Origin of the sequence: Qipengyuania sp. (assembly GCF_965277845.1) — a bacterium.
Classification (GTDB): domain Bacteria; phylum Pseudomonadota; class Alphaproteobacteria; order Sphingomonadales; family Sphingomonadaceae; genus Qipengyuania.
Window position 1 is genome coordinate 2,549,826 of record NZ_OZ255844.1, and the last position, 26,509, is coordinate 2,576,334.

25 protein-coding genes and 1 tRNA gene are annotated in these 26,509 nt (G+C 63.3%); 8 read left to right on the forward strand and 18 right to left on the reverse strand.

The genetic code is table 11. The annotated features are described in order from the left end of the window. Positions 1-3 precede the first annotated feature (3 nt). Genes ACQY4G_RS12495 through ACQY4G_RS12505 form a run of 3 tightly spaced genes read left to right on the forward strand, consistent with a single transcriptional unit; the run spans position 4 to position 4,525 of the window. Positions 4-2,277, forward strand: a complete 2,274-nt coding sequence (locus ACQY4G_RS12495) for a TonB-dependent receptor (protein WP_428483071.1) — start codon at positions 4-6, stop codon at positions 2,275-2,277. Beyond that, on the forward strand, positions 2,277-3,281 hold the full coding sequence (locus ACQY4G_RS12500; protein ID WP_421991308.1) for an alpha/beta hydrolase: 1,005 nt from the start codon (positions 2,277-2,279) through the stop codon (positions 3,279-3,281). Before ACQY4G_RS12495 ends, ACQY4G_RS12500 begins: the two co-directional genes overlap by 1 nt. A gap of 23 nt (positions 3,282-3,304) precedes the next feature. Further along, a complete protein-coding gene (locus ACQY4G_RS12505) occupies positions 3,305-4,525 on the forward strand; it encodes an esterase/lipase family protein (RefSeq protein WP_291173474.1) in 1,221 nt (406 codons plus the stop codon). 291 nt (positions 4,526-4,816) lie between these two features. On the opposite strand, the gene ACQY4G_RS12510 is transcribed toward ACQY4G_RS12505, so the two are convergent. Together ACQY4G_RS12510 and ACQY4G_RS12515 are read right to left on the reverse strand one after the other, a co-directional pair. Continuing rightward, positions 4,817-4,892 (reverse strand) — tRNA-Lys (locus tag ACQY4G_RS12510). Between the two features lie 99 nt (positions 4,893-4,991). Beyond that, positions 4,992-5,312, reverse strand: a complete 321-nt coding sequence (locus ACQY4G_RS12515) for a hypothetical protein (protein WP_291170951.1) — start codon at positions 5,310-5,312, stop codon at positions 4,992-4,994. A gap of 164 nt (positions 5,313-5,476) precedes the next feature. Here ACQY4G_RS12515 and ACQY4G_RS12520 point away from each other — a divergent pair, with 164 nt between their 5' ends. Then, positions 5,477-6,157 carry a LuxR C-terminal-related transcriptional regulator gene (locus tag ACQY4G_RS12520; RefSeq protein WP_421991310.1) on the forward strand — a complete coding sequence of 227 codons (681 nt, stop codon included), beginning with the start codon at positions 5,477-5,479 and terminating at the stop codon, positions 6,155-6,157. Here the strand turns inward: ACQY4G_RS12520 and rodA are convergent. From rodA to ACQY4G_RS12545, 5 genes are read right to left on the reverse strand one after another with little or no spacing between them, the layout of a single operon-like run. Continuing rightward, positions 6,154-7,227, reverse strand: coding sequence for a rod shape-determining protein RodA (gene rodA, locus ACQY4G_RS12525; protein ID WP_067688795.1), 1,074 nt, complete (start codon positions 7,225-7,227; stop codon positions 6,154-6,156). The genes ACQY4G_RS12520 and rodA overlap by 4 nt on opposite strands. 41 nt (positions 7,228-7,268) lie before the next feature. Beyond that, positions 7,269-9,350, reverse strand: a complete 2,082-nt coding sequence (mrdA, locus tag ACQY4G_RS12530; protein WP_421991312.1) for a penicillin-binding protein 2 — start codon at positions 9,348-9,350, stop codon at positions 7,269-7,271. Then, on the reverse strand, positions 9,350-9,901 hold the full coding sequence (locus tag ACQY4G_RS12535; RefSeq protein WP_421991314.1) for a rod shape-determining protein MreD: 552 nt from the start codon (positions 9,899-9,901) through the stop codon (positions 9,350-9,352). Before ACQY4G_RS12535 ends, mrdA begins: the two co-directional genes overlap by 1 nt. Continuing rightward, positions 9,901-10,791 (reverse strand): rod shape-determining protein MreC, encoded by an 891-nt coding sequence (mreC, locus tag ACQY4G_RS12540; RefSeq protein ID WP_421991316.1) that lies wholly within the window; start codon positions 10,789-10,791, stop codon positions 9,901-9,903. Before mreC ends, ACQY4G_RS12535 begins: the two co-directional genes overlap by 1 nt. Positions 10,792-10,804: 13 nt before the next feature. Next, positions 10,805-11,848, reverse strand: a complete 1,044-nt coding sequence (locus ACQY4G_RS12545; RefSeq protein WP_067688804.1) for a rod shape-determining protein — start codon at positions 11,846-11,848, stop codon at positions 10,805-10,807. Between the two features lie 195 nt (positions 11,849-12,043). On the opposite strand from ACQY4G_RS12545, the gene mutL reads away from it, so the two are divergent. Beyond that, positions 12,044-13,846, forward strand: coding sequence for a DNA mismatch repair endonuclease MutL (gene mutL / locus ACQY4G_RS12550; RefSeq protein ID WP_421991318.1), 1,803 nt, complete (start codon positions 12,044-12,046; stop codon positions 13,844-13,846). Positions 13,847-13,989: 143 nt separating this feature from the next. Here the strand turns inward: mutL and ACQY4G_RS12555 are convergent, their stop codons facing one another. Continuing rightward, positions 13,990-14,592, reverse strand: coding sequence for a TetR/AcrR family transcriptional regulator (locus ACQY4G_RS12555; RefSeq protein WP_421991320.1), 603 nt, complete (start codon positions 14,590-14,592; stop codon positions 13,990-13,992). Between the two features lie 57 nt (positions 14,593-14,649). On the opposite strand from ACQY4G_RS12555, the gene ACQY4G_RS12560 reads away from it, so the two are divergent. Next, entirely contained in the window at positions 14,650-15,528 is an 879-nt protein-coding gene (locus ACQY4G_RS12560) for an SDR family NAD(P)-dependent oxidoreductase (protein WP_421991322.1), read from the forward strand. A gap of 281 nt (positions 15,529-15,809) precedes the next feature. After that, positions 15,810-16,295 (forward strand): hypothetical protein, encoded by a 486-nt coding sequence (locus tag ACQY4G_RS12565; RefSeq protein WP_421991324.1) that lies wholly within the window; start codon positions 15,810-15,812, stop codon positions 16,293-16,295. 1 nt (position 16,296) lies between these two features. Here ACQY4G_RS12565 and ACQY4G_RS12570 read toward each other — a convergent pair whose 3' ends face one another. The 6 genes from ACQY4G_RS12570 to ACQY4G_RS12595 form a co-directional block, all read right to left on the reverse strand. Next, positions 16,297-16,755, reverse strand: coding sequence for a MaoC family dehydratase (locus ACQY4G_RS12570; RefSeq protein ID WP_067688820.1), 459 nt, complete (start codon positions 16,753-16,755; stop codon positions 16,297-16,299). 16 nt (positions 16,756-16,771) lie between these two features. Further along, complete coding sequence (locus ACQY4G_RS12575) at positions 16,772-17,512, reverse strand: MauE/DoxX family redox-associated membrane protein (RefSeq protein ID WP_421991326.1); 741 nt, start codon at positions 17,510-17,512, stop codon at positions 16,772-16,774. A 36-nt stretch (positions 17,513-17,548) separates the two neighbouring features. Continuing rightward, entirely contained in the window at positions 17,549-18,346 is a 798-nt protein-coding gene (locus tag ACQY4G_RS12580; protein WP_421991328.1) for a DUF1206 domain-containing protein, read from the reverse strand. Between the two features lie 63 nt (positions 18,347-18,409). Beyond that, complete coding sequence (locus ACQY4G_RS12585; RefSeq protein WP_421991330.1) at positions 18,410-19,678, reverse strand: ectonucleotide pyrophosphatase/phosphodiesterase; 1,269 nt, start codon at positions 19,676-19,678, stop codon at positions 18,410-18,412. Positions 19,679-19,688: 10 nt separating this feature from the next. Continuing rightward, entirely contained in the window at positions 19,689-20,789 is a 1,101-nt protein-coding gene (gene ychF / locus ACQY4G_RS12590) for a redox-regulated ATPase YchF (protein ID WP_421991332.1), read from the reverse strand. Between the two features lie 64 nt (positions 20,790-20,853). Next, positions 20,854-21,849: an SDR family oxidoreductase gene (locus ACQY4G_RS12595; RefSeq protein WP_421991334.1), complete on the reverse strand. Its 996-nt coding sequence runs from the start codon at positions 21,847-21,849 to the stop codon at positions 20,854-20,856. Positions 21,850-21,999: 150 nt separating this feature from the next. On the opposite strand from ACQY4G_RS12595, the gene ACQY4G_RS12600 reads away from it, so the two are divergent. Further along, a complete protein-coding gene (locus ACQY4G_RS12600) occupies positions 22,000-23,031 on the forward strand; it encodes a magnesium transporter (RefSeq protein ID WP_067688837.1) in 1,032 nt (343 codons plus the stop codon). On the opposite strand, the gene pth is transcribed toward ACQY4G_RS12600, so the two are convergent. The 4 genes from pth to ACQY4G_RS12620 form a co-directional block, all read right to left on the reverse strand. Continuing rightward, positions 23,028-23,597 carry an aminoacyl-tRNA hydrolase gene (gene pth / locus ACQY4G_RS12605; protein WP_421991336.1) on the reverse strand — a complete coding sequence of 190 codons (570 nt, stop codon included), beginning with the start codon at positions 23,595-23,597 and terminating at the stop codon, positions 23,028-23,030. The two genes, ACQY4G_RS12600 and pth, sit on opposite strands and share 4 nt — an antisense overlap. Before the next feature lie 85 nt (positions 23,598-23,682). Further along, positions 23,683-24,375 (reverse strand): 50S ribosomal protein L25/general stress protein Ctc, encoded by a 693-nt coding sequence (locus ACQY4G_RS12610; RefSeq protein WP_067688843.1) that lies wholly within the window; start codon positions 24,373-24,375, stop codon positions 23,683-23,685. Between the two features lie 134 nt (positions 24,376-24,509). After that, on the reverse strand, positions 24,510-25,397 hold the full coding sequence (locus tag ACQY4G_RS12615) for a TraB/GumN family protein (protein ID WP_421991338.1): 888 nt from the start codon (positions 25,395-25,397) through the stop codon (positions 24,510-24,512). A gap of 67 nt (positions 25,398-25,464) precedes the next feature. Continuing rightward, positions 25,465-26,394: a TraB/GumN family protein gene (locus tag ACQY4G_RS12620; protein WP_421991340.1), complete on the reverse strand. Its 930-nt coding sequence runs from the start codon at positions 26,392-26,394 to the stop codon at positions 25,465-25,467. Between the last annotated feature and the right edge of the window lie 115 nt (positions 26,395-26,509).

Sequence of the window (26,509 nt, forward strand, 5' to 3'; positions counted from 1 at the left end):
GACATGATGAAAAACGCAAGAGGACGCGCGCGTCTGCTGGCCGCTCTGTGCGCCACTTCGGCAATGGCGCATGCGGTGCCGGCCATGGCACAGCAGGAAATGCAATCCGCCGAGCCGCGCGCCGAGGAAGGCCACACTATCGTCGTCACCGCACGGCGTCGTGAGGAGTCGCTTCAGGATGTGCCCATCGCGATTTCGGCGTTCGACGCGGAAAGCCTTGCCAATCTTCAGGCCGACACGCTGTCGGGTATCCAGTACGCCACGCCCAATCTCTATCTGGATCAGGGGGATGCCGGCAATGCCGTCATCTATATCCGCGGGGTCGGCCAGAACGATTCCCTCGCTTTCGCCGACCCGGGCGTCGGCGTCTATGTCGACGACGTGTTCATCGCCCGGTCGCAGGCGGCGTTTCTCGAAGTGTTCGACGTCGAGCGGATCGAAGTGCTGCGCGGGCCGCAGGGCACGCTTTACGGACGCAACACCATCGGCGGCGCGATCAAGTTCGTTTCCACCCGACCGACCGACGATCTGTCCGCCTATATGGAGGCCGGCGTCGGCAATTTTGGAATGGTCACGGCCAGGGGCCGGATCAGCGGTCCGCTCGCGGGTGACGGGCTCAAAGGCAAGCTGGCAGCGGCCTATACCAAGCGTGACGGTTTTGCCGAAAACAGCGTGACGGGACGCGATGACGGCGATGTCGAAACCCTCGCCGGGCGTGTCAGTCTGTTGTTCGAACCCACCGACAGAGTCGAGTTCCTGCTCAGCGGCGATGTCCGGATCGACCGGCCGGATACCTCGCGCAGCCCGGTTCGCGAGACGTCGATCACGGGCTTCGACGGAACCGGCAATGTGACATTCCCGGCATCCAACGATCCCTATCGCGTAGACGTCAATGCCAACGGTCTGAGCGATCAGACCGGCTATGGGGTTGCGCTGACCAGCCGGTTCGAGGCTAGCGACAAGGTAACTCTGGAGTCGATCACCGCCCTTCGGTGGTTCGACTTCGACCTGAATCTCGATACCGACGGTTCGCCCCTGCCCATTCTGGATATCTTGCTGCTTCAGGAACAGGAGCAGTTTAGCCAGGAGCTGCGCGTTACCTATGAGGACCCGGGCGGGCTGAGCCTGACCGCGGGCCTTTACTACTTCCATGATGACGACACGACGTTTTCGGGCGTCGACAATGGGGCTGCAACCTTGTTCGGCTTTCCGGTTACCGCTTTCGGTTTCCCGACCTCCAGCCTCGCCGAGACCCGCCAGGTAACCGACAGCTACGCTATCTTCGCCGATCTCACTTACGCGTTGACGCCGCGGCTCAATCTGTCGGCGGGCGCCCGTTATACCTGGGAAGATCGCAGTTCGGCCCGGCTCTTCGAGAATTTCTTCGATCCGAGTGTCTCGGTGATCGAGAATACGCCCGATTTCCTGACCGGGGTGGGCGTGCCCGGAACGCCGATCTCCGGTGAGGCGAGCTTCGAGGCGTTCACGCCGCGCGCTTCGATCAGCTATGAGGTGAGCCCCGATGCGATGGTGTACCTGTCCGCCTCGCGCGGGTTCAAGAGCGGTGGGTTCGATGGGCGTGCCAATACCGATTTCGGGTTCCGTCCCTTCCGCCCCGAATATGTCTGGAGCTACGAGGGCGGCGCGAAGACCAGCTGGCTCGACGGGCGCCTCGTCCTCAACGCGGCCTTCTTCTACAATGACTACACCGATGTGCAGGTCACGTCCTTCGGTTCCGATCCCGTAACCGGCGTATTCGTCAGCCTGTTCACGAACGCTGCCTCCTCGCGCGCCTATGGTGCGGAATTCGAGCTAATCGCGCGTCCGACCGACGAACTGACCTTGACCGGATCGCTCGGCCTGCTCGATGCCGAGTATCGCGAATTCGATATTCTGGTCGGCGGCGCGGTCACCGATGTGAGCGATCGACGTCCGGTGAATGCACCCGATTTCAACGCGAGCCTTGGCGCCACCTGGCGGCGGCCGATCTCCGATAACCTGGCGCTGACTATCCACGTGGACGGATCCTACCGGTCCGAGGTTGCTACGGAGATCACCGATTCCCCGGTGCTGCGTCAGCCCGGCTATGAACGCATCAACGGATTCGTGGCGCTTGGCGACCGCGACGAGCGCTGGGAACTTCGCGCCGGTGTGGAAAATCTCACCGACAACGCCGTGCGTGTGCAGGGGTTCAACCTGGCGGATTTCCCGGGCGTGCAGCTCGGCTTTTACGGCGCGCCGGCCACCTACGATCTGCGCTTTATCCTGCGATTCTGATGTCGGAAAACAGTTCTGACGAGCAGGGATCGCTCGATCGGCAATCCCGCGCGCTGCTGCGTGGCTACGACGCCATGCGCAGCGAATGGACCGATCGCATTGCCGCCGAAGGGATGGCGGCATCGCGCGCGTTCGCCGATGCCGTTTTCGATCGGTTTCGCGGGCCCGACCGTGACGTCGCGCCGGGAGACGTCGTCGATTTCGCAGTGCCGGGCGGCGACGGTGAGCGGGCTGCCCGGCTGTACCGGCCGGCGGTTCCCGCCGACGCAGCCGCGCCCCTGGCGCTGTTCCTGCATGGCGGTGGCTGGTCGTTGGGCGGGATATCCGCATACGACGGATTGGTGGGATCGCTTGCTGCGCTCAGTGGGGTCGCGATCCTAAGCCTCGATTACCGGCTCGCCCCCGAACATCCTTTTCCCGCCGGGCTGCGCGATGCCCGAAGCGCGCTCGACTGGCTCTATCGGGAAGGCGGGTCGATCGGCGGAGATCCGACCCGCTTGGCCGTGATCGGCGACAGCGCGGGAGGCAATCTTGCCGCCGTGCTCGCGCGCGAAGCTGCTCTCGGTAACGGCCCGCAGCTGACCTGCCAGGTGCTGATCTATCCGATGACCGATATCGCCAGCCCTCATACCCATTTTCCGTCTCGCGCCCGATTTGGCGGTGGCGACTTCTTTCTCGTGGCCGAAGCGATCGAATTTGCGCGTGAGAACTACCTCGCCGGCGATGTTGCCGAGGCACACGATCCCCGCATCTCGCCGCTATTGGCGCCGGTTCCCGCCGGTTTGGCCCCCGCGATGATCGTGACGGCGGGCTTCGATCCCTTGCGGGACGAAGCGATCGCCTATCACGAAAAGCTAGGGTCGGTCGGCATTGACAGTGTCCACCACTGCGCCCGCGACACGATCCATGCCTTCCTGTCGTTCGGGGTCCTCGACATCGCGCAGGCCACCCGCCGCATGATCGCCGACTATCTGCATCGAATGATGGAGCCACCGACACAGTAGGACATCTTAAAGGGAGAGCGACGATGAAACGGATATGGACACTATTGCTGAGCCTATGTGCGCTCGCATGGGGGCTTCCCGCCACCGCTGGATCGACCACCCTGGAAGCCACCTTCTCCAACGGGATCGACAATGGATGGGTACGGGTCGAACGGTGGCGCGACAATCTCACGGCCTTCACCCAGGAAAGTTTCCCGAGCGACGGTCGGGGCGATCAATCCGGACAGCGTGCGACCTTCTTCGGAACCGCCCGGCCGCACAGCTCGCGCTTTCTTCTCTATTACGCGCCCAACTGGAATGTGGGAACGAAGGTGCCGGTCCTGCTTGTGCACGGCGCCAATCAGGATGCCGATATCGCCTGGGCCGATCCCAACGAAGCGGGCAGTTACGGATGTGGCCGTTCAAGCTGCCCGTCCACCGGCCTGATGCAGGACTTGTCGAGCAGTGGCTACCGCGTCTTCGCACTCGGCCTGCCGCACAAGAATGGCGATGGCTATTTCTGGTCCGAACAGATTGCCGATGCGATCGCCATTATCAAATCCCGCACGGGTGCCGGCCAGGTCGACGTCGTCGCATGGTCCAAAGCCGCGTCGAATGCGCGGATGTATGTCTCCAGCGTCCGCAAATCCTGGGGCACGGCCTATCGCGGCGACGTCCGCCGCCTGATCCTGCTCGGGTCGGCGAACAACGGCATCGATCTGTCTTTCCGCCACGGATGGACATTCAGCCTGACGGTGTATCCGGCCTGCGGTGGGGTCATCAACGGACCGACGCCGCATGACAAGCTGGTCTGCTACGGCCTGTGGCGCTCGGGCCCGGAATGGACTTACAGCTCGGCCTATTTCCCGGGATCGGCCCAGTTGCTGAAGGACTGGAGCGGAACCTATGGCCTGCCCACCTACGAACAGGATTGGTACACGACCTTTCATGGCGGCCAGGGCTTCTACAGCTCGGGGCCGGGCCTGTCGGCCTATCTGTCGCGCTCGCTGGTCGACGTGATCCGCCAGGCGCCATCGCCCAGCAGTGTGCGTATCCACAACATCTGCGGGAACCAGCCCGACATCGCGCTGCTCCATAACGAGCATACCGGACCGTCGGACGGGGTGGTCTTCATCGCGAGCTGCCGCGACACCGTGGGCATGACGACGCATGGCGGCAGCGTCACGGTGGCGGTCAACCATCTTGAACTGGGATGGGTCAGCACGTCGACCAACTATGTTCTGCAATATCTGTCCGCACCCTGATCCGATGTGGACATTTTGGCAGGGGGTTAGAAGCTTCGGCGAGCGCGTTGGTTTGCCGCTAACGGCTTGAACTACGTGGGGCGGATAGCGTGTGCAGCAAGTGAGCCTGCACACCTATTCCGGACCCAGGATGCGCATTCTTCGTGCCCGCCGGCACTTCAATGGCCGAGGTATCTGGATTTCCGATACCTGGGCGTAATGCGGTGGGTTCGCGTATGATCCGGATCTGTGACCCCATTGGGACCCAAGCGGGTGGTCGCGCCGCCCAATCATCCGTAAGTGTTTGAAAATTGGTGGACGCACTAGGGCTCGAACCTAGGACCCGCTGATTAAGAGTCAGCTGCTCTACCAACTGAGCTATGCGTCCACACTGCGGCGTGCCGCGGCCTCTTGGGAAGAGGCGTTCCCGACTCGGGAGGCGCCCATATAGCGGGCTTTTTTGCGATGAAAAGCCCTAATCGCCAACTCAGGCTGCGCGAAGCTTGTCCAGCCGTGTCATTGCAGCGTCCTGGATATGCAGTGTCGCGCCGAAGGGGTTGGCCGGATCGTCGCCGATCGACAGGATTCGACCGAATTCCAGCGCGCGGACGGCTGCAAAAGCTTCGTGTAGTGGCAGCCCTGTGACCTGCGGCAGATCCCATATGGTAATCGTCACACCGAGCTTGTTGGCTCGGCAGACTTCGACCAATACCTTGTCGCAGGTGTCGTCTCCGACCTTCCCGGCGAGGTTGTCGCAGTCGCAATCGATATCGTCGCCGGCCCGTCGCCGGTGATTCTCGGGGGTCATGGTAATGTGCGTTCCTAACGAGCCAACGATTGCCCCCCACCGAGCGTTGGCGTTCATTCCGGTGGGCCTTTAGCCAAACAAATGATAGGTTCCAGTCCCTCAGTAAGGGGACAGGCCCGAAAGCTGATCGACCGATGCAGGCATTTGCGGCACATATCGCGAGAATGGACGATTGCGAGGCGATTCTCGAATACGTATACGCGAACTGCAAGGACGAGGGCGCTAGCTGGTTCAGCTATCATTTCACCCCGGCGTTCGAATCGCAGACGTCCAAAAAGGCTTTCATCTGGGCCCGCGATTATCCTCTGGAGTACCAGAAGCTCTACATCGGCGCGGATTACAAGCGCCGCGATCCCGTGCCCCAGCTGACGTTCGAACACGGTCCGATCCTGACATGGACGGGAGCACGCAAGCTGGCGCAGGGAGACCGGGGAGCGGAGGCTTATTTCGAGCGGCTAGACGAATTGGGTGTCGACAATTGGGTGGCCTTCGCGCTCTTCGGACCGCGTAATCGCGACGCCTTTGCCCTGGTGCGGTTCGGGCAGGACCCGGACCATTTTGCGATGGGCCGGCTGCAGCAGGTGCAATCCCTGTTGCTCGCTGCCCATCTGCAGATTTGCAAGGTCATCGACGAAGGCAAGCCTTCGGTCGTCCTGTCGGAGCGCGAACGCGAGGTCCTCGAATGGATGGGGCGGGGCAAATCCTCGAACGATATTGCGACGATCCTCGAGATTTCGCCCGAAACCGTGCGAACCTATACGCGCCGGATCTACGACAAGCTGCAGACCAACGATCGCGTCACCGCAACTGTTCGTGCGCTCAAGCTGGGCCTCGTCGAACTCTAGCGAAGCAATCCGGTGCGCGGAGCCTTGCGGTTCCAGCGATGGACCATCATCAGCGAGCCGATGCAGATCATATTGGTCAACATCGAACTGCCGCCATGGCTCATGAAGGGCAGGGGGATGCCGACCACGGGCGCGAGCCCCATGACCATCATCAGATTGATGGCGACGTAGAAGAAAATCGTCGCGGTCATGCCCAGCGCGACCAGCTTGGCGAAGCGATCGCTGCTGGCGCGCGCGACCGACAGTCCCCATCGGAATATCATTGCGAAGGCGCCGATCACCACGAGGCCGCCGACGAAGCCCCATTCCTCGGCCATGGTGGCGAAGATGAAGTCGGTGTGCGGTTCGGGCAGGTAGTGCAAATGGCTTTGCGAGCCTTCGTTGAAGCCCTTGCCCGAAAAGCCGCCGGAACCGATCGCGATCTTGGACTGGGTGATGTGATAGCCGTCGCCCAGAGGATCGCTTTCGGGGTCGAGAAAGGTGAAGACGCGCTGCTGCTGGTAAGGCTGCAAACCGAAGAAGAATGCCAATGGGGCCAGCACCGCCGCGGCGACGGCGGCCCCCAGGAACCAGCGCATCGGCAGACCGGCCGCGAACATGACCATCGCGCCGCCGAACACGATGGCGAGCGAAGTACCGAGATCCGGCTGAAGAAGGACCAGCGCGACAGGTGTCATGATCAGCGCGCCCGCCGGGATCAAGGCCCGCCACGTCGGGATCATTCCGATCGGGAGCGTGGCGTAGAAACGGGCCAGCATCAGCACCACCGCCGGCTTCATCAATTCCGAGGGTTGCAGCTGCATGAAGCCGAGGTCCAGCCAGCGCTGACTGCCGCCGCCGACGAAGCCGATCGCCTCCACGGCCACCAGCATCAGCAGCACGACGATATAGATCGGAAAGGCGAAGAACATAGCCAGCTCGCGCGAAAAGCGGCTGAGCACGAAGGCCATGGCAAGGAAAACGCCGAACCGGATCACATGCGATGAAGCGTAAGGGTCCCAGCTTCCGGCGGCCGCCGAAAACAGGACCAGCGCGCCGAAGCCGATCAGGACGAACAGCGGAAAGAGCATCTGCCAGGGCTGCCGCGCGACGGGGGCAGGGACGATACCGGTCACTGCAAGTCGTCCCGGTTGGCCGCGTCGGAGCCACGAGAGACCTCCGCAGCCGTGCGATTGTCGACGCGCGACGGGCTCGCCTGCTCGGCAAGGTTTTCGGTCTGGCGTGCAGCAAGCCGGGCTTCGGCCTCGACCTGATCGAAGATATCCTCGTCGCGGGCGGGTGCCGGCGGGATGACCTGGCCCTCGGCTGCCGCGTAGTTGCGATATTTGGCGTTGAGCCGCTCCTTGGCCGTGCCGCCCCACTGCTGTTCGAGAGCGCGCAACGCTTCCATCCCTTTCGCCGGATCGAACATGAAGGTCATCACGTCCCGAGCGATCGGGTAGGCGGCACCCGAACCGCCGCCATGTTCGATCACGACGGCACCGGCATATTTGGGATTATCGAAGGGGGCGAAGAACACGAACAGGCCGTGATCGCGGAACTTCCACGGCCCGGTCTTGCCGTCCGACTTGCTGAGCGAAACGACCTGGGCCGTACCCGTTTTGCCCGCCATAAGGACGTCTTCGATCGGCAGGCGCGCACGGCCTGCGGTACCGGGCCCGTTGACCGTGTCGCTCATCGCCTGGCGGACATAACCGATCTCGTCCGGGCTGAACCCGAAACTTTCGAACCGGATACTGTCGCTGCCTCGGCGCAGACGCGGCAACACGCGATTGCCCGTTGCCAGGCGGGCGCTCATCACTGCGAGCTGGAGCGGGCTGGCGAGGTAATAGCCCTGACCGATCGACGAATTGACGGTGTCGTAATTCTGCCATTCGCGGCCGAACTTACGCATCTTCCAATCGGGTTCGGGCACCGTACCATAGAATTGGCTGGCCACCGGCAGATCGAATTCTTCGCCGAGGCCCATCTTGTGCGCCCATTGTGCCACCTTCTCGAACCCGACCTGCTGGGCGAAATGATAGAAATAGCTGTCGCAGCTTTGGTAGATGGCCTTCGCCATATCGACGCGGCCGTGGTTGCTCCAGCAGTTGAAGAAGCGATTGCCCACGCGTCGCCCACCGCCGCAGATGATCGATTCCTCCGGCTTAACGCCGGCGTCCAGAAAGGCCATGCAATGCATCGGCTTGATGGTCGAACCGGGCGGGTAGAGGCCCTTGAGCACCTTGTTGCGGAGCGGAACGCGTTCGTCGTCACGCAGCATGGCGTATTCGACGCGGCCGATGCCTTGCGAAAAGCTGTTGGGGTCGAAACTGGGCATGGAAGCCATGCACAACAGATCGCCGGTTTCGCAATCCATGACGACCACCGAGCCGCTCTCCAGGCCGATGCGCCGCGCGGCATAGTCCTGCAGCGGACCGTCGATCGTCAGGCGTACCGGATCACCCTGCACGTCCTCGCGCGTTTCGAGTTCGCGAACGATACGGCCCGATGCGGTAACCTCGACGCGCCGCGCACCGGGGACGCCGCGCAATTCCTGTTCGAACTGCTTTTCCAGCGCATCCTTGCCGATCTTGTATCCCGGCGTGACGAGCAGGGGGTTGCGGTCCTGTTCGTCATATTCTTCGGCGTTGGCGGTGCCGACGTAGCCGAGGAGATGGCCCACCGTCGGTCCGGTCGGGTAGAAGCGCGAATAGCCCCTCTGAGGGATGACGCCGGGCAGGTCGGGCAGGCGCACGCTTACGGCCGCGAAATCATCGTAGCTGATGCCCGAGGCGATTTCGACGGGCTGGTAGCCTGGACCGTCTTCGACCCGCTTGCGGATGTCCGCCGCCTGGTTCTCGTCGAGATCGAGGATGGTGGTCAGCGCATCGATCGTCGCGTCGGTATCGGGGGTGCGTTCGGGAATGATGTCGACGCGGAAATCGGCCCGGTTCGACGCCAGCGGGGCGCCATTACGGTCGAGGATCCAGCCGCGACGGGGCGGGATCAGCGACAGGTTTACCCGGTTGCTCTCGCTTTCGAGCTCGTACTTCTCGTTCTCGGCGATGGCGATATAGCCCATGCGGGCGGCCAGAAGCACACCAAGTCCGCCCATCGCCGTTCCAATGACGAAGGTCCGGCGATCGAATGCGTTTTCGAGTGTCGACTGGGTAACGACTTCGCGCGGACGCGCCCGTTTACGCAGCCGCATCAGACGGCCCTCCACCGGGTCAGGCGGAACCGATCGAGCGTAGCGACAAGCCGCGCTGCAATTGGGAAAAGGAGGATGGTAAGCACGAGTTGCGGAACCAGGGCGATCAGCGAGTGGACGGTCGGTTGACCACCCGAAAGCAGCCAGCCTGCACCCAGATAGCCGAAAATCAGTATACCCGCGCTGAACCAGTCCTGCCAGAAGGTGCGCCATGGCAGACGGGTGTCGATCAGTTCGACGGCAAGCATGATCATCGACCAGGTGAGGATCGCAAAACCGAAAGGTTGGCCGTTGTAGAGGTCGTCGAACAGACCCAGCGGCATTCCGGCCCAGACCGTCAGCAAGCCCGGACGGACCAGCCGCCAGGCCAGCAGCATCAGCAGGCCGAGCGGGGGGACGATCGGTAGCGCGGTCGCGACGGGAAAGATCGGCAGTATCGATGCCAGGACGATCGACGCCCAGGGTACGAAATTGGCAAGCAGTGGAGAATGCGAACGGTTGATCCTGCTTCCGTAGGCGTCGCTGCGCGAACGCGGGTCGTTGCGTTCCATCACTCGGACAGCTCGCGTTCGATCGGTGTGGCCGCGCCCAGCGCCGCTTCGGGCTCGAATATGGGCTCGACGCTGACGTAATCGGTCGCCGCAGGGTCGCTGACGATCCGCGCCAGGCCGCCGTCGTCGGTAGTCTCGGTCAGGATCGCCACTGCGATACCCGGCGGGTAGTATCCACCCGCGCCACTGGTAACGAACACATCCCCGGGGGCGAGGGGGTTGATCCCCAGATTGATCAGCTTGATACGCAGGAGACCGTCGCCGCGTCCTTCGGCGAAAGCGACGACTTCGTCACCGGCACGACGGACCGGCAGGACGCTCTCGGAATCGGTCAATAGCAGCACGCGCGAGCTTTCGCTGCCGACTTCGAGAATCCGGCCCACCACTCCGCGCGGCGAGCGCACCGGCATCCCTATGGCAACGCCGTCGTTCGAGCCTGCGCCGAGATAGGCGAAACGCCGGGTGCTCGACGCCGAAGAGCCCACCAAACGGGCCACGGCCACAGGTTCGCGCTCCTCGTCCTGCAGGTCGAGCAAGCCCTTCAGGCGCGCATTCTCCTGCTTCACCGCCTCCGCCTCGGCCAGGCGGATACGCGCGATCTCCATCTCGCGCTTGAGTTCGGCATTCTTCGAGCCGGCGCGGTAATAACCGCTCACCGTGTCCCAGAACCCTTTCGAACCCGTGCGCACGGTAGCGGCCGTTTCGGTCGCGGGCGAAACCCCATCCTGGGCCACGCCGCGCAGCCCCCCGAAGAACTGGGGCTGGAAGAACGACAGAGCGAGCAGGATCGCGCCGATCAGCGCGCCCACGCCCGCGATCACGTAACCGGTGAAGAGGTTGTATTGCGCCCTGCGAGAATACCCCGAGCGCCGTGAGCCTGTCGGCGCCATCCCCTATGCCTTCCTATGCTGTCATCAGGACGCCGCGATAGATCGGGTCCTCCATTGCGCGCCCGGTGCCCACTGCCACGCAGGACAGCGGATCTTCGGCGATCGTGACCGGCAGGCCGGTCTCTTCGCGCAGATATTCGTCCAGCCCGCCTATCAGCGCGCCGCCGCCCGTGAGCACGATGCCCTGGTCGACGATGTCGGCCGCCAGTTCGGGGGCGGTGTTTTCGAGCGCGATACGCACGCCTTCCACGATAGCACCGATCGGTTCGGAAAGCGCCTCGGCAATATGGCCCTGGTTGATCGTGATTTCCTTGGGCACGCCGTTGACGAGGTCGCGGCCCTTGATCGTGATGCTTTCACCCACGCCGTCTTCGGGCGGGCGGGCGACACCGAAGTCCTTCTTGATCCGCTCGGCGGTGCTATCCCCGATCAGCAGATTGTGATGTCGGCGAACATAGGAGACGATCGCCTCGTCCATCTTGTCGCCGCCGGTACGGACCGAGGTGGTATAGGCGAGGCCGCGCAGCGAGAGCACCGCCACCTCGGTGGTGCCGCCGCCTATATCGACGACCATCGAACCGACCGGTTCGGTCACCGGCATGTCCGCGCCGATCGCGGCAGCCATGGGCTCGAGGATGAGATAGACTTGGCTGGCGCCCGCGTTGGACGCGGCATCGCGGATCGCGCGGCGTTCGACGCTGGTGGAGCCGGAGGGCACGCAGATGGTGATCTCGGGATAGCGCATCAGGCTCTTGCGGCCGTTCACCTTGCGGATGAAGTGCTTGATCATCTCCTCAGCCACGTCGAGATCGGCGATCACGCCGTCGCGTAGCGGGCGGATGGCTTCGATGGAATCGGGTGTTTTGCCCATCATCATCTTCGCATCGTCGCCCACGGCCTTGACGCGCTTCATGCCGTTGATCGTCTCAAGCGCGACCACGCTCGGCTCGTTCAGGACGATGCCCTGATCCTGCACGTAAACCAGCGTATTGGCGGTCCCCAGGTCGATCGCCATGTTCTGCACGCCGAATTTGAAGAGATTGTTCCAGAAGCCCATGTTTATTCGATTTTCCGTAATGTCGCGTGGTCAGGCGAGGGGGCGTGAACCCGCTCGCACCTCTCCGGGGTGAAATGGTGGCGGTGCCTTAGCGAGAATACGCAGGGAATGCCAAAAATTTCCACGGTCGCCGCGGGGGATAGCTGAACGCGCCACCTCGGAATCGCGGCGCTTCATCGCTACCATGAACCGACCATGCCGCAGATCCGTCGCCTGCCCGATAATCTCGTCAACCGTATCGCCGCCGGCGAGGTGGTCGAGCGACCGTCGTCCGCGCTCAAGGAACTGGTCGAAAATGCGATCGACGCAGGGGCCTCGCGCATTGCCGTCAAGCTGGTCGAAGGCGGCCTGACCAGCCTCGAGGTGACCGATGATGGCTGCGGGATGGAACCCGGGCAGATGGCGCTGGCGCTCGAGCGGCATGCGACATCGAAGTTGCCCGACGAGGCGATCGAGCAGGTTGCGACGCTCGGTTTTCGCGGCGAGGCCCTGCCCAGCATTGCGAGCGTTGCGCGCTTCACGATCGAGAGCCGTCCGCATGATGCCGAGCAGGGCTGGAAGCGCGTGGTCGATCATGGCGAGTTGGTTAGCGAAGGACCGGCCGCGCTGCCGCCGGGCACGCGTGTGAAGGTCGAAAACCTGTTCGGCAAGATCCCCGCGCGCCGCAAGTTCCTGCGCACGCCGCGCAGCGAATATGCCGCGTGCAAGGATGTCGTCCAGCGACTGGCTATGGCGCGGCCCGATGTCGCGATCACGCTCGACCATGGCGAGCGGCAGATCTTCGGACTGCAGGCCGGGGACGGGCTCGCCAATCGCGTGGCGCAGCTGATCGCGCGCGAGTTGAAGGACAATGGCGTCCTCATCGACATGGAGCGCGGCGTAATGCGGCTGACCGGGATCGCCGGCCTGCCGACCTACAATCGCGGCGTGGCCGATCACCAGTATCTGTTCGTCAACGGTCGCCCGGTGAAGGACCGGCTGCTCACCGGCGCGGTGCGAGGGGCCTATGCCGATATGCTCGCGCGCGATCGCCATGCGGTGCTGGCGCTGTTCCTCGAACTGCCCTGCGAGGATGTCGATGTGAACGTGCATCCCGCCAAGACCGAGGTCCGCTTTCGCGATGCTCAGGGTGTGCGTGGCTTCATCGTCTCGGGCCTGCGGCAGGCGCTGGCGACCGGCGACAAGCGCAGCGCGCAGGCGCCCGATGCAGGCGCCATGAGCCGCTGGCAGCAGGAGCCGGTGCGCGAGGAACCCTCGCCCGCACTGCGCTCGATCTTCGAGGGGCGCGACTGGTCCGCACCGCAGCAGCGGGTTTCCGAACCGAGCGCAGCGTGGCGGGGTGCCGATGCCGATGTCATAGCCGAACCGCGAGGCCGCGCCGAGGAAGCAGCGCCAGTTGCCGAGGAAGCACGGGACTATCCGCTCGGCATCGCGCGCGGTCAGGTCGCCAACACCTATATAGTGGCCGAGGCGAAGGACGGGCTGGTGCTGGTCGATCAGCATGCGGCGCACGAACGGCTTGTGCTCGAACGCTTGCGTGGCGCAGGCGCTGAGGAAGCGGTCGCGCGCAGCCAGGCGCTGCTGATCCCCGAGGTGGTCGAGCTCGACGAGACCAGCTGCGACCGGCTCGAGGAAGCGGCGCCGAAACTCGCCGAGCACGGCCTGGCGATCGAGCGGTTCGGACCCTCCGCCATGCTGGTGCGCAGCCTGCCGCACGCGATCGCGCGGACCGATCCCGAAAAGCTGCTGCGCGACATCGACGACGATCTTGCGCTCAATGGCGAGGCGCTGCTGCTGGGCGAGAAGCTCGATCTCGTGCTGGCGACGATGGCCTGTCACGGTTCGGTCAGGGCAGGGCGCGTGCTGCGTGTCGACGAGATGAACGCACTACTGCGCGAGATGGAGCGCACGCCGCGTTCGGGGCAGTGCAACCATGGCCGGCCGACATGGGTGAAGCTAGCCCTCGAGGACGTCGAGAAGCTGTTTGGGCGACATTAGAAGAGTGGTCTCGCAACTTTAAAGAAGCGGCGGCCTTCGCGGGATTTAGGCCGTTACCGAGAGGTTTCGATCACGACGCCGGTTGTGGACGTTCGCCAGTGGAGCAGGACGTTGCGCAAGCGGACGTCGCTGGACATTAAACACTATCGGTTCAGCCAGCCTTCGACCATTGCCGCCGTTCCCGACTGGGCCAACTCGGGCGCGGCGTCCCGGCTGATCTGCCCGTCGAGGGCAAGCGTGCCGATACCATGGGCAAGGCCCCAAACCATCCTTGCACAATCCTCTATCGACCGTCCTTGCACTCCATGCTCTTCGAAAGCTCGAGCGATAAGGTTTCTCAGGGTTCCTGCCGGTGCGGCGGCTGCCCTGTGGAGCTCGGGGTACGTGCTCCGCTCCGCGAATTCGGCGCTCTGCATGAGCCGGTAGAGATTGGGGTTGGCAAGGATGAAGCGAACATAATTCGCGGCGCCCGCCGGCAACGCTTCGCGGGCGTTCCGGTGGGCGGCTTCGTTCTCCAGCTTATGCTGCTGCAAGCGCTCGAAACCGGCAGTTGCGACGGCGGCCAGCAGCGCCTTTCGATCCTTGAAATGATGATAGGGCGCCATTGGGCTGACGCCGACCGCACGCGCCAGGGCTCGAAGCGACAGCGCGGACGGACCGTCCGCTTCGAGCCTGTCGAGCGCGGCGGTGAGGAGCGCGCTGCGGAGATCTCCGTGATGATAGCGTTGGTCGTCTCGGGCTTGCATTGACACCTCCTAGCACCTCAACTATGCAGCGTAAACTTTACTGCGTAAGGATTGGTCATGGCTGTTGTGATGACAGGTGGCACGCGGGGGCTGGGCCGCGTCGCGGCGCAGCGAATTTCCTCGCTGCCGGGTCGAAAAATCATGGGCGTGCGAGGCGACGCGTCCTTGCCTCCAAAGTGGGAGGGAAAACCGCTGGATCTTGCCAGCCTCGCCTCCGTGCGATCTTTCTGTGAGGCCATTCCGGACGAGCCCATCACACATCTGGTTCTGAATGCAGGTGGACAGCGAGCGACCGCCGCCACCCGCACCGTCGATGGCTTTGAAACGACCTTCGCAACCAACCACTTGGCGCATTACCTGCTGCTACGCCTCGTCATGCCAAGGCTCGGCTCCGGCGCCCGCCTCGTTATCACATCGAGCGGCACGCACGATCCGCGCGAAAAAACGGGTGTTCCGCCACCACGTCACGCAGATGCCGAACTGCTGGCGCATCCTGATCGCGACCCAGAGGGCGACCGAGTCGCTGCCGTCGGCGGGATGCGTGCATACTCCGCGTCGAAGCTGTGCAATCTGATGACAGCACGTTACCTCGCCGCCACGAATGAGGCGCGCGCCGGAAAATGGTCTGTATTCGCTTATGATCCCGGTCTCACGCCGGGCACCGGGCTCGTTCGCAGCCAGCCCTGGATCGTGCGAACGCTGGTCTGGCCGCTGCTGCCGCTGTTCGTGCCCTTCGCGAAGAGTATGAACACCTTGGCGCATGCGGGTCGCGGGCTTAGCGAACTGACAATGGTGGCAAGGGCCCCGGACGACCGCATTTATTGCGCCCTGCGCAAGGGGCGGCTGACGTGGCCTGATCCATCCGAATTGGCTAGCGATGAGGCGGCAACCCGTGCTCTCTGGGAAGACAGTGCACAGTTGGTCGGTCTGATCTAGGCGAGCGCCAACCCTTGCGGGACACGCCGACGTCATACCGATCGCGAAAGGCCATTCCGTTCCCACAGCGGAGCGAATGGTGGGCAATCCAGCCGGATCTGGCTCGATCTGCCGTGCCGAGAAACTGCACTGCGGTCACAGATCCAAGGTTCAGTGAACGAGACCAAGACTGGTACGGTCTCAATTACGCGAATATGGGAGAGAGGCCGGAAAACCGATTAGGCCGCGCCGTGGGCGGAGCGGTCGAGGGAATCCGTCGACGAACAGTACGGGAGATATTGATGCGCGCCATAATCCTGCTCCTCTCCGTGGCGCTGGCGTCCTGCTCGGCCGAACCGACCGACGAGGAGCGCGCTGCAGCGGTCGCCGAGGTCGAGGCGAACCAGACCCCGGCTCCGGAGCAACTCGAACTCGACGCCATCCGTTACCGCGAAATCGAACAGCACGATCTCTACGGCCCTGGCTGCAGCTTCGCACCGGAGGGCGGTGGGCTGTCGGCAGTCGCGCTGGCGATGGCCGAGACCGGATACTTCCTGCGCGGCGGTGAGCTGGTTACGCTGGCGGCGGATAAAGGCAGCGCGGAATTGCCCTATCTCGCGAGGCGCGAATATGACGGCATGAGTTATTCGATGACGATCGATCTAGACGAAGCCGAGGGCGAGCGGGCAGGCGAAGAAGTCAGCGATTTCCCGGCGACGTTGACGATCCGCAATGCGAACGAGCGGGTCGTGTATCGCAAGAGCGGTATCGCCCAGTGCGGGGCGTAGGCTAATCGGTTCCCTGCGGGTCGCGTGTACGGATCAGTCCGTTGGACTGCATCTCCAGCACGATCTCGTCATGCTGGTTGAAGGTCCTGATCCTGGTCTTGAAGATGCCCATCTCGGGCCGTGAGGCGCTGCGGCGCTTCTCGAAGATCTCGGTCTCGCAGCGCAACGTGTCGCCCGGATAGACCGGTTTCTTCCAGCGAAGGTTGTCGACACCCGGCGAGCCGAGGCCGGCGGATTTCTCCTTCGCCATATTCTCGACCATCATCGCCATGGTCATCGAGCAGGTGTGCCACCCGCTCGCCGACAATCGACCGAAATGCGTCTGAGCTGCCGCCTCGTCGTCGAGATGGAAAGGCTGCGGGTCGTATTTCGACGCGAATTCGATCACCTCTTCGCGCGTGACCTCGTAGCGGCCGAAGCTCCGCCTTTTTCCGATCTCGATATCTTCGTAGAACTGCATTTCAAAATGCAATGGATCACAATGACGGGCGAAGCAACATCCAAATGCCCATGCCGATCATTGCCAGGTTTTCCGTCAGCGAGACGAAACCCAGCGGCACATTGCCCGATCCGCCGACGCAGGCGCATTTGATGCTGCGCTTCTGGATGTAGACAGCGTAGAATACGCTTACGGCACCGATGGTGCCGATGGTCAGTGCGATCGGGATCGACAGCCAAGGAAGCAGGCGTCCGGCCATCAGGATCGCTGCGGTCGCTTCTAGGAATGGATAGGCATAGGCGTAGGGCACCCAGCGCTGGCCCAGCAAATCGTATCCGACGAACATGGTCGAGAATTGCTCGACATCCTGCAGCTTGAGCATGGCCAGCATGGCCATCGACAAGGCGACGAACCATTCGGCGGTGCGGATGGTGAAGGGGGATCCGTAGCTGAAGAAACTCAGCGCCACAGCCAGTGCGGCACCCACCGCAAAGACAGCTAGGACGGGAGTATAGCTGGTCTCGTCCTCGCTTCCCTTGTCGTAACCCAGGTGCTTGCGGAGTTCGGTATAGCCGCCGATGCGGGCCCCATCGATAAATGTCTGAGGGGTTGTCTCGACACCATGCTCCGCTTTGAACGCGTCTGTCTGTTCGCGCGTGGACAGGTGACGGTCTTCGACTGCGAAACCCTCCCGCTCGAGGAGCCACTTGGATTTCGTGCCATAGGGACAGACGTGTTTGTCCATCACCATGCGGTAGAGTTCTGCAGTCTTCTTCATAGCGGTCAAATATACCCTAGGGGGGTATATATCAACCTAGGAACGAAACGCGGGTACCTTCCCATGCGAGCCCATGTCGGGAATGATCCGATAGCGCGCCAGCACAAGGCTGAAGAGGCCGAAGGCGAGCAGGCCGATCGCCACGAGAGTGAAGATCACACCCTCACCCGCAAGGCTCGCGACCGCATCGCCGAGCGTCTTCACCTGGTCGGATCCGCCCGCCATGAATCCGGTCCGGAAGAGCGACCAACCGATGACCAGGAAAACCACCGCGCGGGCGACATAGCCGATGCCGCCGATCAGGCGGGTCTGCGAGGGAGCCTGCGCGCTGATCCGGTTCATGAAACTGCCGCTCAATCCCTTTTTGGCCTGGAAGAAGGCGGTGATGAAGAAGGCAACACCGAGCAATCCGAGGATCGCGCCGCCGAACTCCATCGAAAGGACACCCGAAGCGGCTTCCTGCGCGCCGCCCCCGCTATCGCTTCCGGACGTGGCGAAGTTGAATGCCGAATAGGCAAGGGCAAGGTGACCGATCGCGCTGCCGGCATGACCGATGCGCTTGGCCCAGCCGGTTTTGTCGCTGCCATGATTCTCGATGTCGAAGAAGGTCGAAGCGAACCGGAACAGCGCATAGGCGAACAGCCCGACGACCATGAGCCAGAGGATTGCAGTGCCGAGCGGGAAATCCTGGATGGCCTGGAAGATGCCATTCGTTCCTTCGCTGATCCGGCCGGCGCTGGTGAGCGCGATGAGGCCGAGTACCGAATAGAGAATGGCGCGGCTGAAATAGCCGACGCGCACCAGGGCGCTGAATTTTTCCGATTTATCGACCACGTATCTCTCCCCGTTGAGCTTTCCAAGGCAACGGGATGCGCGCGCGCTCGTTCCGGCAAGCACTTAATTTTGCTGGGCGAGCGCTCCTGCGACATCGGCCAGCTCGCCGTCTGCTCTGGTTGCCTGCGGCAATCCCAGGAGATGGCGCAGCAACGGCGCGACCGCGGTGTTCTGGAAACCGTCGAGGATCACGCCGCTCTGAAAGGCCGGGCCGTGGGCGATGAACAGCGCGGCCATCTCGGGCGCGAAGTGGTCATAGCCGTGATTCCCGCCACTCCATGTCGCATCCGAAGCGCTGGACGTAATCGTCCAGCCCGTGTCCGGGAGACAGAAATAGGGAGGGATCCGCTCATGCGTGCCATATTGGAAGCGCGCGGGCATTTCGCCCTTGCGCCAGCACTCCATGTTGGGATGGTCGCGCAGCAGCGCCGCTTCGAGCGCGGCGGTATTGCCCTCGGTCGCTTCGAAGGTCGCATAGGCCCCGCGTTCGACAAGGCGATAGAGCGAGGGGTCAACGATATCGGCGAGTACGATCATCTTCTCGGAGCTGGTCGCTGCCATCCCGTGGTCCGAGACGATCACCAGATTGGCCGATTGGTCCAGTGTGCCGAGACCGGAGACGAGATGGGCGATGTGGCCGTCGATATCGCGCAGTGCGGCGTCGATCTCTTCACCGACCGGGCCGTCATCGTGTCCGGCGGTATCGATCGTGTCGAAGTAGAGTGTCACGAATTCCGGACGGATTTCCGCGGGGCGGCGTAACCAGTCCAGCACCGAATTGACGCGCTGCGTGTTCGAGACCTGCATGCTGAAGGCCTGCCAGTCGCTTGGCATGATGCCGTCGGTGACGGGCCCGAAGCGAACCGCCGTCCCGCCCCACGGAACCGCCGAGCCGGGCCAGAACATCGCCGCGCTGCGGATGCCCGCTTCCTCCGCCTCGACCCAGACCGGCTTGGCTTCGCTCCACCAATAGGGATCCACCGTCGCCATGGTGAAAGTCTCTTCGGGCCTGTCCTCGTCCTCCATCCGGTTGGCGGTGATACCGTGATGGTCGGGCACCAGGCCCGTGACCAGTGTCCAATGGTTGGGAAAAGTCTTGGTCGGGAAGGAAGGGCGCATCGACGCGATCGCCCCCTCCGCCGCGAGCCGCGACAGGGTCGGGGTCAGCCCGCGGTCTAGATGGTCGGGATGAAACCCGTCGATCGAGACGAGGATGGTAACCGGTTCCCGCTGCTCGACCGGTGCGCTGGCCACCGGCGCATCGGGAGAGGTTGCGCAGCCTCCGACGATGCTCGCAAGGCCAAGGGCCAGCGCTGCTGCGATCCGCTTCATTTGCGTGTCCTCAGACGTTGAACTTGAACAGCATCACGTCGCCGTCCTGCACGAGATATTCCTTGCCCTCCTGCCGCAGCTTGCCCGCTTCGCGCGCGCCGCTTTCGCCGCCGAGAGCGACGTAGTCATCGAAGGCAATTGTTTCAGCACGAATAAACCCGCGCTCGAAATCGGTATGAATCTCGCCCGCCGCCTGCGGGGCCTTGGCACCGGCGGGGAAGGTCCAGGCGCGCGATTCCTTGGGGCCCGCGGTGAAGAAGGTCTGCAGGCCAAGCAGCTTGTAGCCGGCCTTGATCACGCGGCTGAGGCCGCTTTCCTCAAGGCCCAGTTCGGCGAGGAATTCGCTGCGATCTTCCGGTGGCATGGCGACCAGTTCGGCCTCGATCGCCGCGGAAACGACGACCGCTTCGGCGCCTTCGGAGGCGGCCTTGGCGAAGACCTGTTCGGACAGCGCATTGCCGCTTGCCGCGTCTTCTTCGGCGACGTTGCAGACATAGAGCACGGGCTTCGCGGTGAGCAGCTGCGCCTGGCGGAAGACGCGTGCTTCTTCCTCGTCCTTGGGTTCGGTCAGGCGGGCGGGCTTGCCGTCCTTGAGCAGGTCGAGCGCCTGGCCGAGTACCGAGGCCATCAGTTTGGCTTCCTTGTCGCCCCCGGTGGCGCGTTTGGCTGCTGCGGGTACGCGCTTTTCGAGGCTTTCGAGATCGGCGAGCAGCAGTTCGGTTTCGACCACCTCGGCATCGGCCAGCGGGTCGACCTTGTTCGAGACATGCTGGATGTCGTCGTCCTCGAAGCAGCGCAGCACGTGGACGATCGCATCGACTTCGCGGATATTGCCGAGAAACTGGTTGCCCAGGCCTTCGCCCTGGCTCGCACCCTTCACCAGGCCCGCGATGTCGACGAAGGCGAGCTGCGTCGGGATCACCTTGGCCGACTTGGCGATCGCCGCGATCCGGTCGAGCCGGTCGTCGGGCACCGCGACCTGGCCGACATTGGGCTCGATCGTGCAGAATGGATAGTTGGCGGCCTGTGCGGCCTGCGTCTCGGTCAATGCATTGAAAAGGGTGGACTTGCCGACATTCGGCAGGCCGACGATCCCGCAGCGGAAACCCATCAGAAACTCCGGAAAATGTGTGTGGCGCGCGCCTTAGCCGCGCCTCACACGAATTGCCAGTGGGTCAGACGTTGTGCACCGCCTTGATCATCGGGCCGAAAGGCGATTCGCCGAGCCAGCCGACCTGGACCTTGGCGCTGACTTCGTTGATCGGGATTTGCGGCTTGGGCCCCGGATGGACGGGCTTGCGCAGCGGCCTGGTGCCGGGTGGCATGCCGATAATTGCGGCGATCGCGTTGGGCACGTCCATCGGATCGGTCGATCCGCCGCCGCCGCCGCGTTGCCGGAGCTGCTCGATCATCGCGGGATATCCTGCCAGGTGCCTCTCGTCCGCGCGATCCAGCAAAGCCATCGTCAAGCGGTTGGCGTTCTCCCAGATCTTGGTGGGATAACCCCCCGGCTCGATGATCGTGATGTCGATGCCGTGCGCGACGAGTTCATAGGCCATCTGCTCGCTCATCGCTTCGAGCGCGAATTTGGTGGGCGAATACTGGCCGTATCCGGGCACCATCACTCGCCCGAGTTGCGAGCTGACGTTGAATATCTGGCCGGACCGGCGCCGACGCATGGCCGGAAGCGCTGCGCGGGCAAGGCGGTGCGGGCCATAGACATTGGTGTCGAACAGCAAGTGCGTTGCCGCCATGTCCTGGATCTCGATCGGCCCGGCGGTCGATATGCCCGCATTGTTGACCAGCACGTCGAGCGCGCCGCCGGCGATCCGCTCCGCCTCGGCAACACCCGCCGCGACCTGGGCATCGTCGGTGACATCGATTTCTATGACGTGCAGATCGAGGCTCTCGGCCTCGGTCAGCGAGCGCAATTCATCGGCCTCGGGGCGGGGCAGGTTGCGCATCGTGGCGAAGACCTTGGCCCCCTTGCGCGCGAAGTCTTCCGCCATCAGCCGTCCGAAACCGGACGAGCATCCGGTAATCAGTATCGCCTTGCCACGCAGGTCGGGCGCGCCGCCGACCAAATCGTCCTGCGCCAGCGAAGCGGTAGAGGCTAGAACACCGGTGGCGGCGGCACCGGCGAGCAGTGTGCGACGTGTCAATTCGGGCATGTCTGGTCTCCTGTCGATCGCATCATGCCTTCCGGTCGCGAAATTTGCCAGCGAATGAAGTCTGTTGCTCCTGCAGCGCTTTACTCTAGGTTCGCGCACACAACACAAGGGGCCGGGTCGCGCACGAATCGCCAACGGGGGTCCTGAGATATGTCGACCATTGTCCTGAGCGAGCCGGAGGGCTTTGCGGACGAACCGGATGCCAAGGGTGGCAAGGCCGATACGGTCGCCAGCCTGATGCAGCCGGCCGTGGGCATATTCGCCCCGACGGCGACCGTGGCCGAGGCGACCGAGATGCTGCGTCAGCAGGTTCGCAGCGCTTTCATTACCTATCTCTATATCGTCGATTCCGAAAATCACCTGCTTGGCCTGGTGGTCATGCGCGAAATGCTGCTCGCGACACCCGAGACAAGGCTCGAGGACATCATGATTGCCGAACCCTTCGCCCTGCGGCGCGACATGTCGCTGGGCGATGCGCTGAAGGCGGCACTGCACAAGCATTTTCCGGTCTATCCGATCGTGGACGACGATTATCGCCTGGTGGGCCTGGTGCGCGGGCCCGAGCTCTTCGCCAATCGCGCGATCGAGCTGTCGGCGCAGGCCGGCGAGATGGTCGGTGTCGAGAAGGAAGAGCGGTTGTTCACGCCCCTGTCGACAAGCCTCAAACTGCGCCACCCGTGGCTGCAGGTAAACTTGCTCACCGCCTTCGTGGCCGCGGCGGTGGTGGGCATGTTCGAAGACACGCTCAGCCGCCTCGTCATTCTCGCCGTGTTTCTTCCCGTAATGGCGGGGCAGACGGGCAATACGGGATGTCAGGCGCTGGCTGTCGCGCTTCGCGGGATGACGCTGGGGGAGGTCAAGGCCGACAGCGCCGGGCATTTGATCCGCAAGGAAGGCATGCTCGGTTTTGCCAATGGCTTGCTCGTGGGCTTTACTGCCGGGGCGGGCATGTATGCCTATGCGTTGATCCAGGGCGAGGCGGACCCGATCTGGTTCGGCATCGTGGTACTGATTGCGATGGTCTTGGCATGCACCATCAGCGGGATTGCAGGGGCGCTCATTCCGTTGACGCTCAAGAAGGTCGGTGCCGATCCCGCGACGGCATCGAGCATCTTCCTCACGACTATGAGCGATGTCGCCAGCATGGGTGTCTTCCTGGGGCTGGCGACGCTTCTGCTTTAGTTCTGCAATCTCAGAGCCAGTTCGCTCATGAAGCGGGCATCGTCTCCCTTCGCCAACCACTCCGCCTCGGCGGAGATACCTGCGAGCATGTGCGCAAGGTCGTCCATCTCTGCCTTGGCGTAATTGCCAAGGACGTGGCCATGCACCCGTTCCTTCGATCCGGGATGGCCGATGCCGATACGGACGCGGCGGAAATCGGAGCCGAGATGCTGGTTGATCGAGCGCAGTCCGTTGTGGCCCGCAAGGCCGCCGCCCCTGCGCACCTTGACCTTGAAGGGTGCGAGGTCGAGTTCGTCGTGGAAGACGGTGAGCGCATCGGTTTCGAGTTTGTAGAACCGCAATGCCTCGCCCACAGCGCGGCCGCTTTCGTTCATGAAAGTAGCGGGCTTGAGCAGGAGAATCTTCTGCGGGCCGATCCGTCCCTCTTGCACCCAGCCGGAGAACTTCTTCTGAACCGGACCGAAGCCGAAGACCTCGGCGATGACACCCACTGCCATGAAGCCGACATTGTGCCGGTGGAGCGCGTATTTCGGTCCGGGGTTTCCGAGGCCTGTCCAAATCTGCATGCGCGCCCCTTAGCTTTGCCGCCCGCAAAAGCAAAACGCCGGGCCCGCAGGGGACCGGCGCTTGCGTTGCAACAGGCAAAAGCGATTATTCGCTCTTGTCTTCCTGTTCCTGTTCGGCGTCCTCGTCGGCACCCTGTTCGGTGGCCGGGACGTCGTCGGCATCGACTTCTTCTTCGCCTTCCTGCGTGGTGTCGCCTTCGGCCTTCTTGAGCGCGGAAGGAGCCACCAGCGTGGCGATGGTGAAGTCGCGATCGGTGATCGCGCTCTCGCTGCCCGCGGGCAGGGTCACTTCGCTGATGTGGATCGAATCGCCGACTTCCTTGCCGGTGACGTCGATTTCGATTTCGCCGGGAATCTTGTCGTTGTCGCAGACCAGCTCGAGCTCGTGGCGAACCACGTTGAGAACGCCGCCCTTCTTGAGGCCCGGGCTGTCTTCTTCGTTGAGGAACACCACGGGCACCGAGACTTCGATCTTGCCGCCCTTGGCGAGGCGGAAGAAGTCGGCATGCTCGGGGCGGTCGGTGACCGGGTGAAGCGACACGTCCTTGGGAAGCGTCTTGACCTTCTTGCCACCCAGCTCGATCTCGACGATCGAGTTCATGAAGTGACCGGTCATGAGCTGCTTGACCAGCTCCTTTTCTTCCACGTGGATCATCGTGGGTTCTTCCTTGCCGCCATAGATCACGGCGGGGATGCGGCCTTCGCGACGCAGTGCACGGGAGGCTCCCTTGCCAGCCCGTTCGCGCGTCTCGGCCGGCAGGGTCAGAGCATCGCTCATGTCGCTTACCTTTCGAAATGCATTTGGTTACGGTTCCGGTCCACCACGCCTCCAGGGATGACCATGGTGCCGAAGGCCGCGCGCTTAGCAGGCCGCGCGGGAAAAGCAAGCGTGAAGGCTTGCCGGCGCGCGGCCTATTCGATCCTGCGCACGGTGAACCCGCGCGCTTCGAGAAGCGTGGGCAGGCCCGAATCGCCGAGCAGATGACCTGCCCCAACGGCAATCAGGGGCTTGTCGCTCGCCGACAGCAGGTTTTCGATCTGTGCGGCCCAATCGGCGTTGCGATCGCGCAGCAGCACCTGCGCGAGTTCGGGATCGGCCAGAATGCCGCGCTGGGTGAGCCGTGTGAGGCGCTCCGTATCGCCTTCCAGCCAGGCCTTCGCCAGCCTTCCGATTTCGCCCTGGTACTCCCGCGATTCACCGAGCACGGCGTTGAGCAGGTCTCGCTGCTCGGTTTCGGGCAGGCTGTCGAAGATGGCGAGCTGGCCGCGCGCGCCTTCCAGTTCGACCACTTCACGCTCGTCGAAAGCCGCCAGCAGCGCGCGGTCGGCGCCATTTTCCGCCTTACCCGATTGCGCGACCTGCGCCAGTGCCAGGGCGGCGGCCCAGCTTTCCATCGGATCGAAATAGGTACGTCGGACCTTTGCCCTGACCAGCAGTTCCTCGAATTCGCCCTGCAATTCGGGATCGATCCGCTCGGTAATCGGGCCCGCGGGGCGATCAAAGGCCATTTCCTCGAACATTGCCGACAATGCCGCGCCGTCGTCGAGATCGGCGACCTCGACGACCAGCATGTCGGCCTGGCCGAGAACGTTGTCGAGCTGGGGAGAGCGCCACCGCGTGTCGTCGGGCAGCGCATGTATCGTCCCGAACATCCAGCCCTCGACCGAGCCCGTGCTGTTGGCGATTTCCCACAGCGCGGGATAGGGACCTTCGGCTTTGGCCGTGTCGGGCTTCTGCGAGCAGGCGGCCAACAGCAGAAGGAGCGCTGCGCAGAGCGAGGGAATGAAGCGCAAGGACATGCCGCCTACCTGCATGGTTCGGCGGGTTGCGCAAGTCTGCAATCGCTCTTGCCCGATGATGGGACGATTACTGAACGCGCGACACGGTCAAGCCGCGTCCGGCGAGATAATCCTGCACGCTGTCCCGGCCCGCGAGATGACCCGCACCGACGGCGATGAAGACGGTGCCCGGAGAGTCGAGCCGAGTGTCGATCCATTCGGCCCAGCTTGCATTGCGCCTGTAGAGCAGGGCATCGGCGAGAACGGGATCGGTCAGCCCTTCGTTCATCAGTGCCGCGAGGCCATCGGCATCGCCTTCGAGCCATTCGGCGACCATCCGGTCCATCATCGGCACCACCCGATCGATATTGTCCGCCGAAACCATGAGGAAGGCGATCTGCGATTCCACGGGCAGCGTGTCGAACAGCTCGATCTGTTGCTCGAGCGTTTCGAGCGCCGCGCGCTTCGCATCGGGCGGGGCCAGCTGCTCGAGCTTCACTTCGACTCCGCTTTCCGCGGCATATCCCGCCTGCAACAGCGGGACTACGGCGAGAGTCATGCCCGCGAACCACGGTTCGAAGCGGTCGAAGGAGGCCGGCGGCATGCCGAGCCTGGTCAACGCCATTTCGTAGCTGGTCTGGTCGGGTTCGGTCAGCATCTCGCGCAAAGACCCGTCTGCCGGAAGCAATGCCTTCGCCATGACCATTTGCTGCGAGGCCGGATCCTTGGCCGCATTGCCGGGAATCTCAGTAACCAGTTCCTGCGAGGCGGCGAGCGCTGTCTCGATCGGGCCCTCGTACCATTCGACGTTTTCCGGCAGCGCGTGGACCGTGCCGAAAAGGTAGATCGTGGTATCCTCGTCCGCGACCTTCCACAGGCCCGGACCGACAGGCGCCTGGGCCTCGGCGGTAGCGGGCGCGGTCGCGACTTCGGTATCGGGGTAGGTTGCACAGCCCTGCAGCGACAATGCCAACGTGGCAAGGCAGGCGAGGGCCGGGCGGTTGGAGAAACGGATCATGCGCTGCGATTCCTTGTAGATCTGTCCTGCGATAGCGAGCGGGCACTCCGCTGGCAAAGGAGTTGCACCAAAGCGCGTCGCGCCCGTTGCTGCGCTGCGGCATTGACCCTGTTTC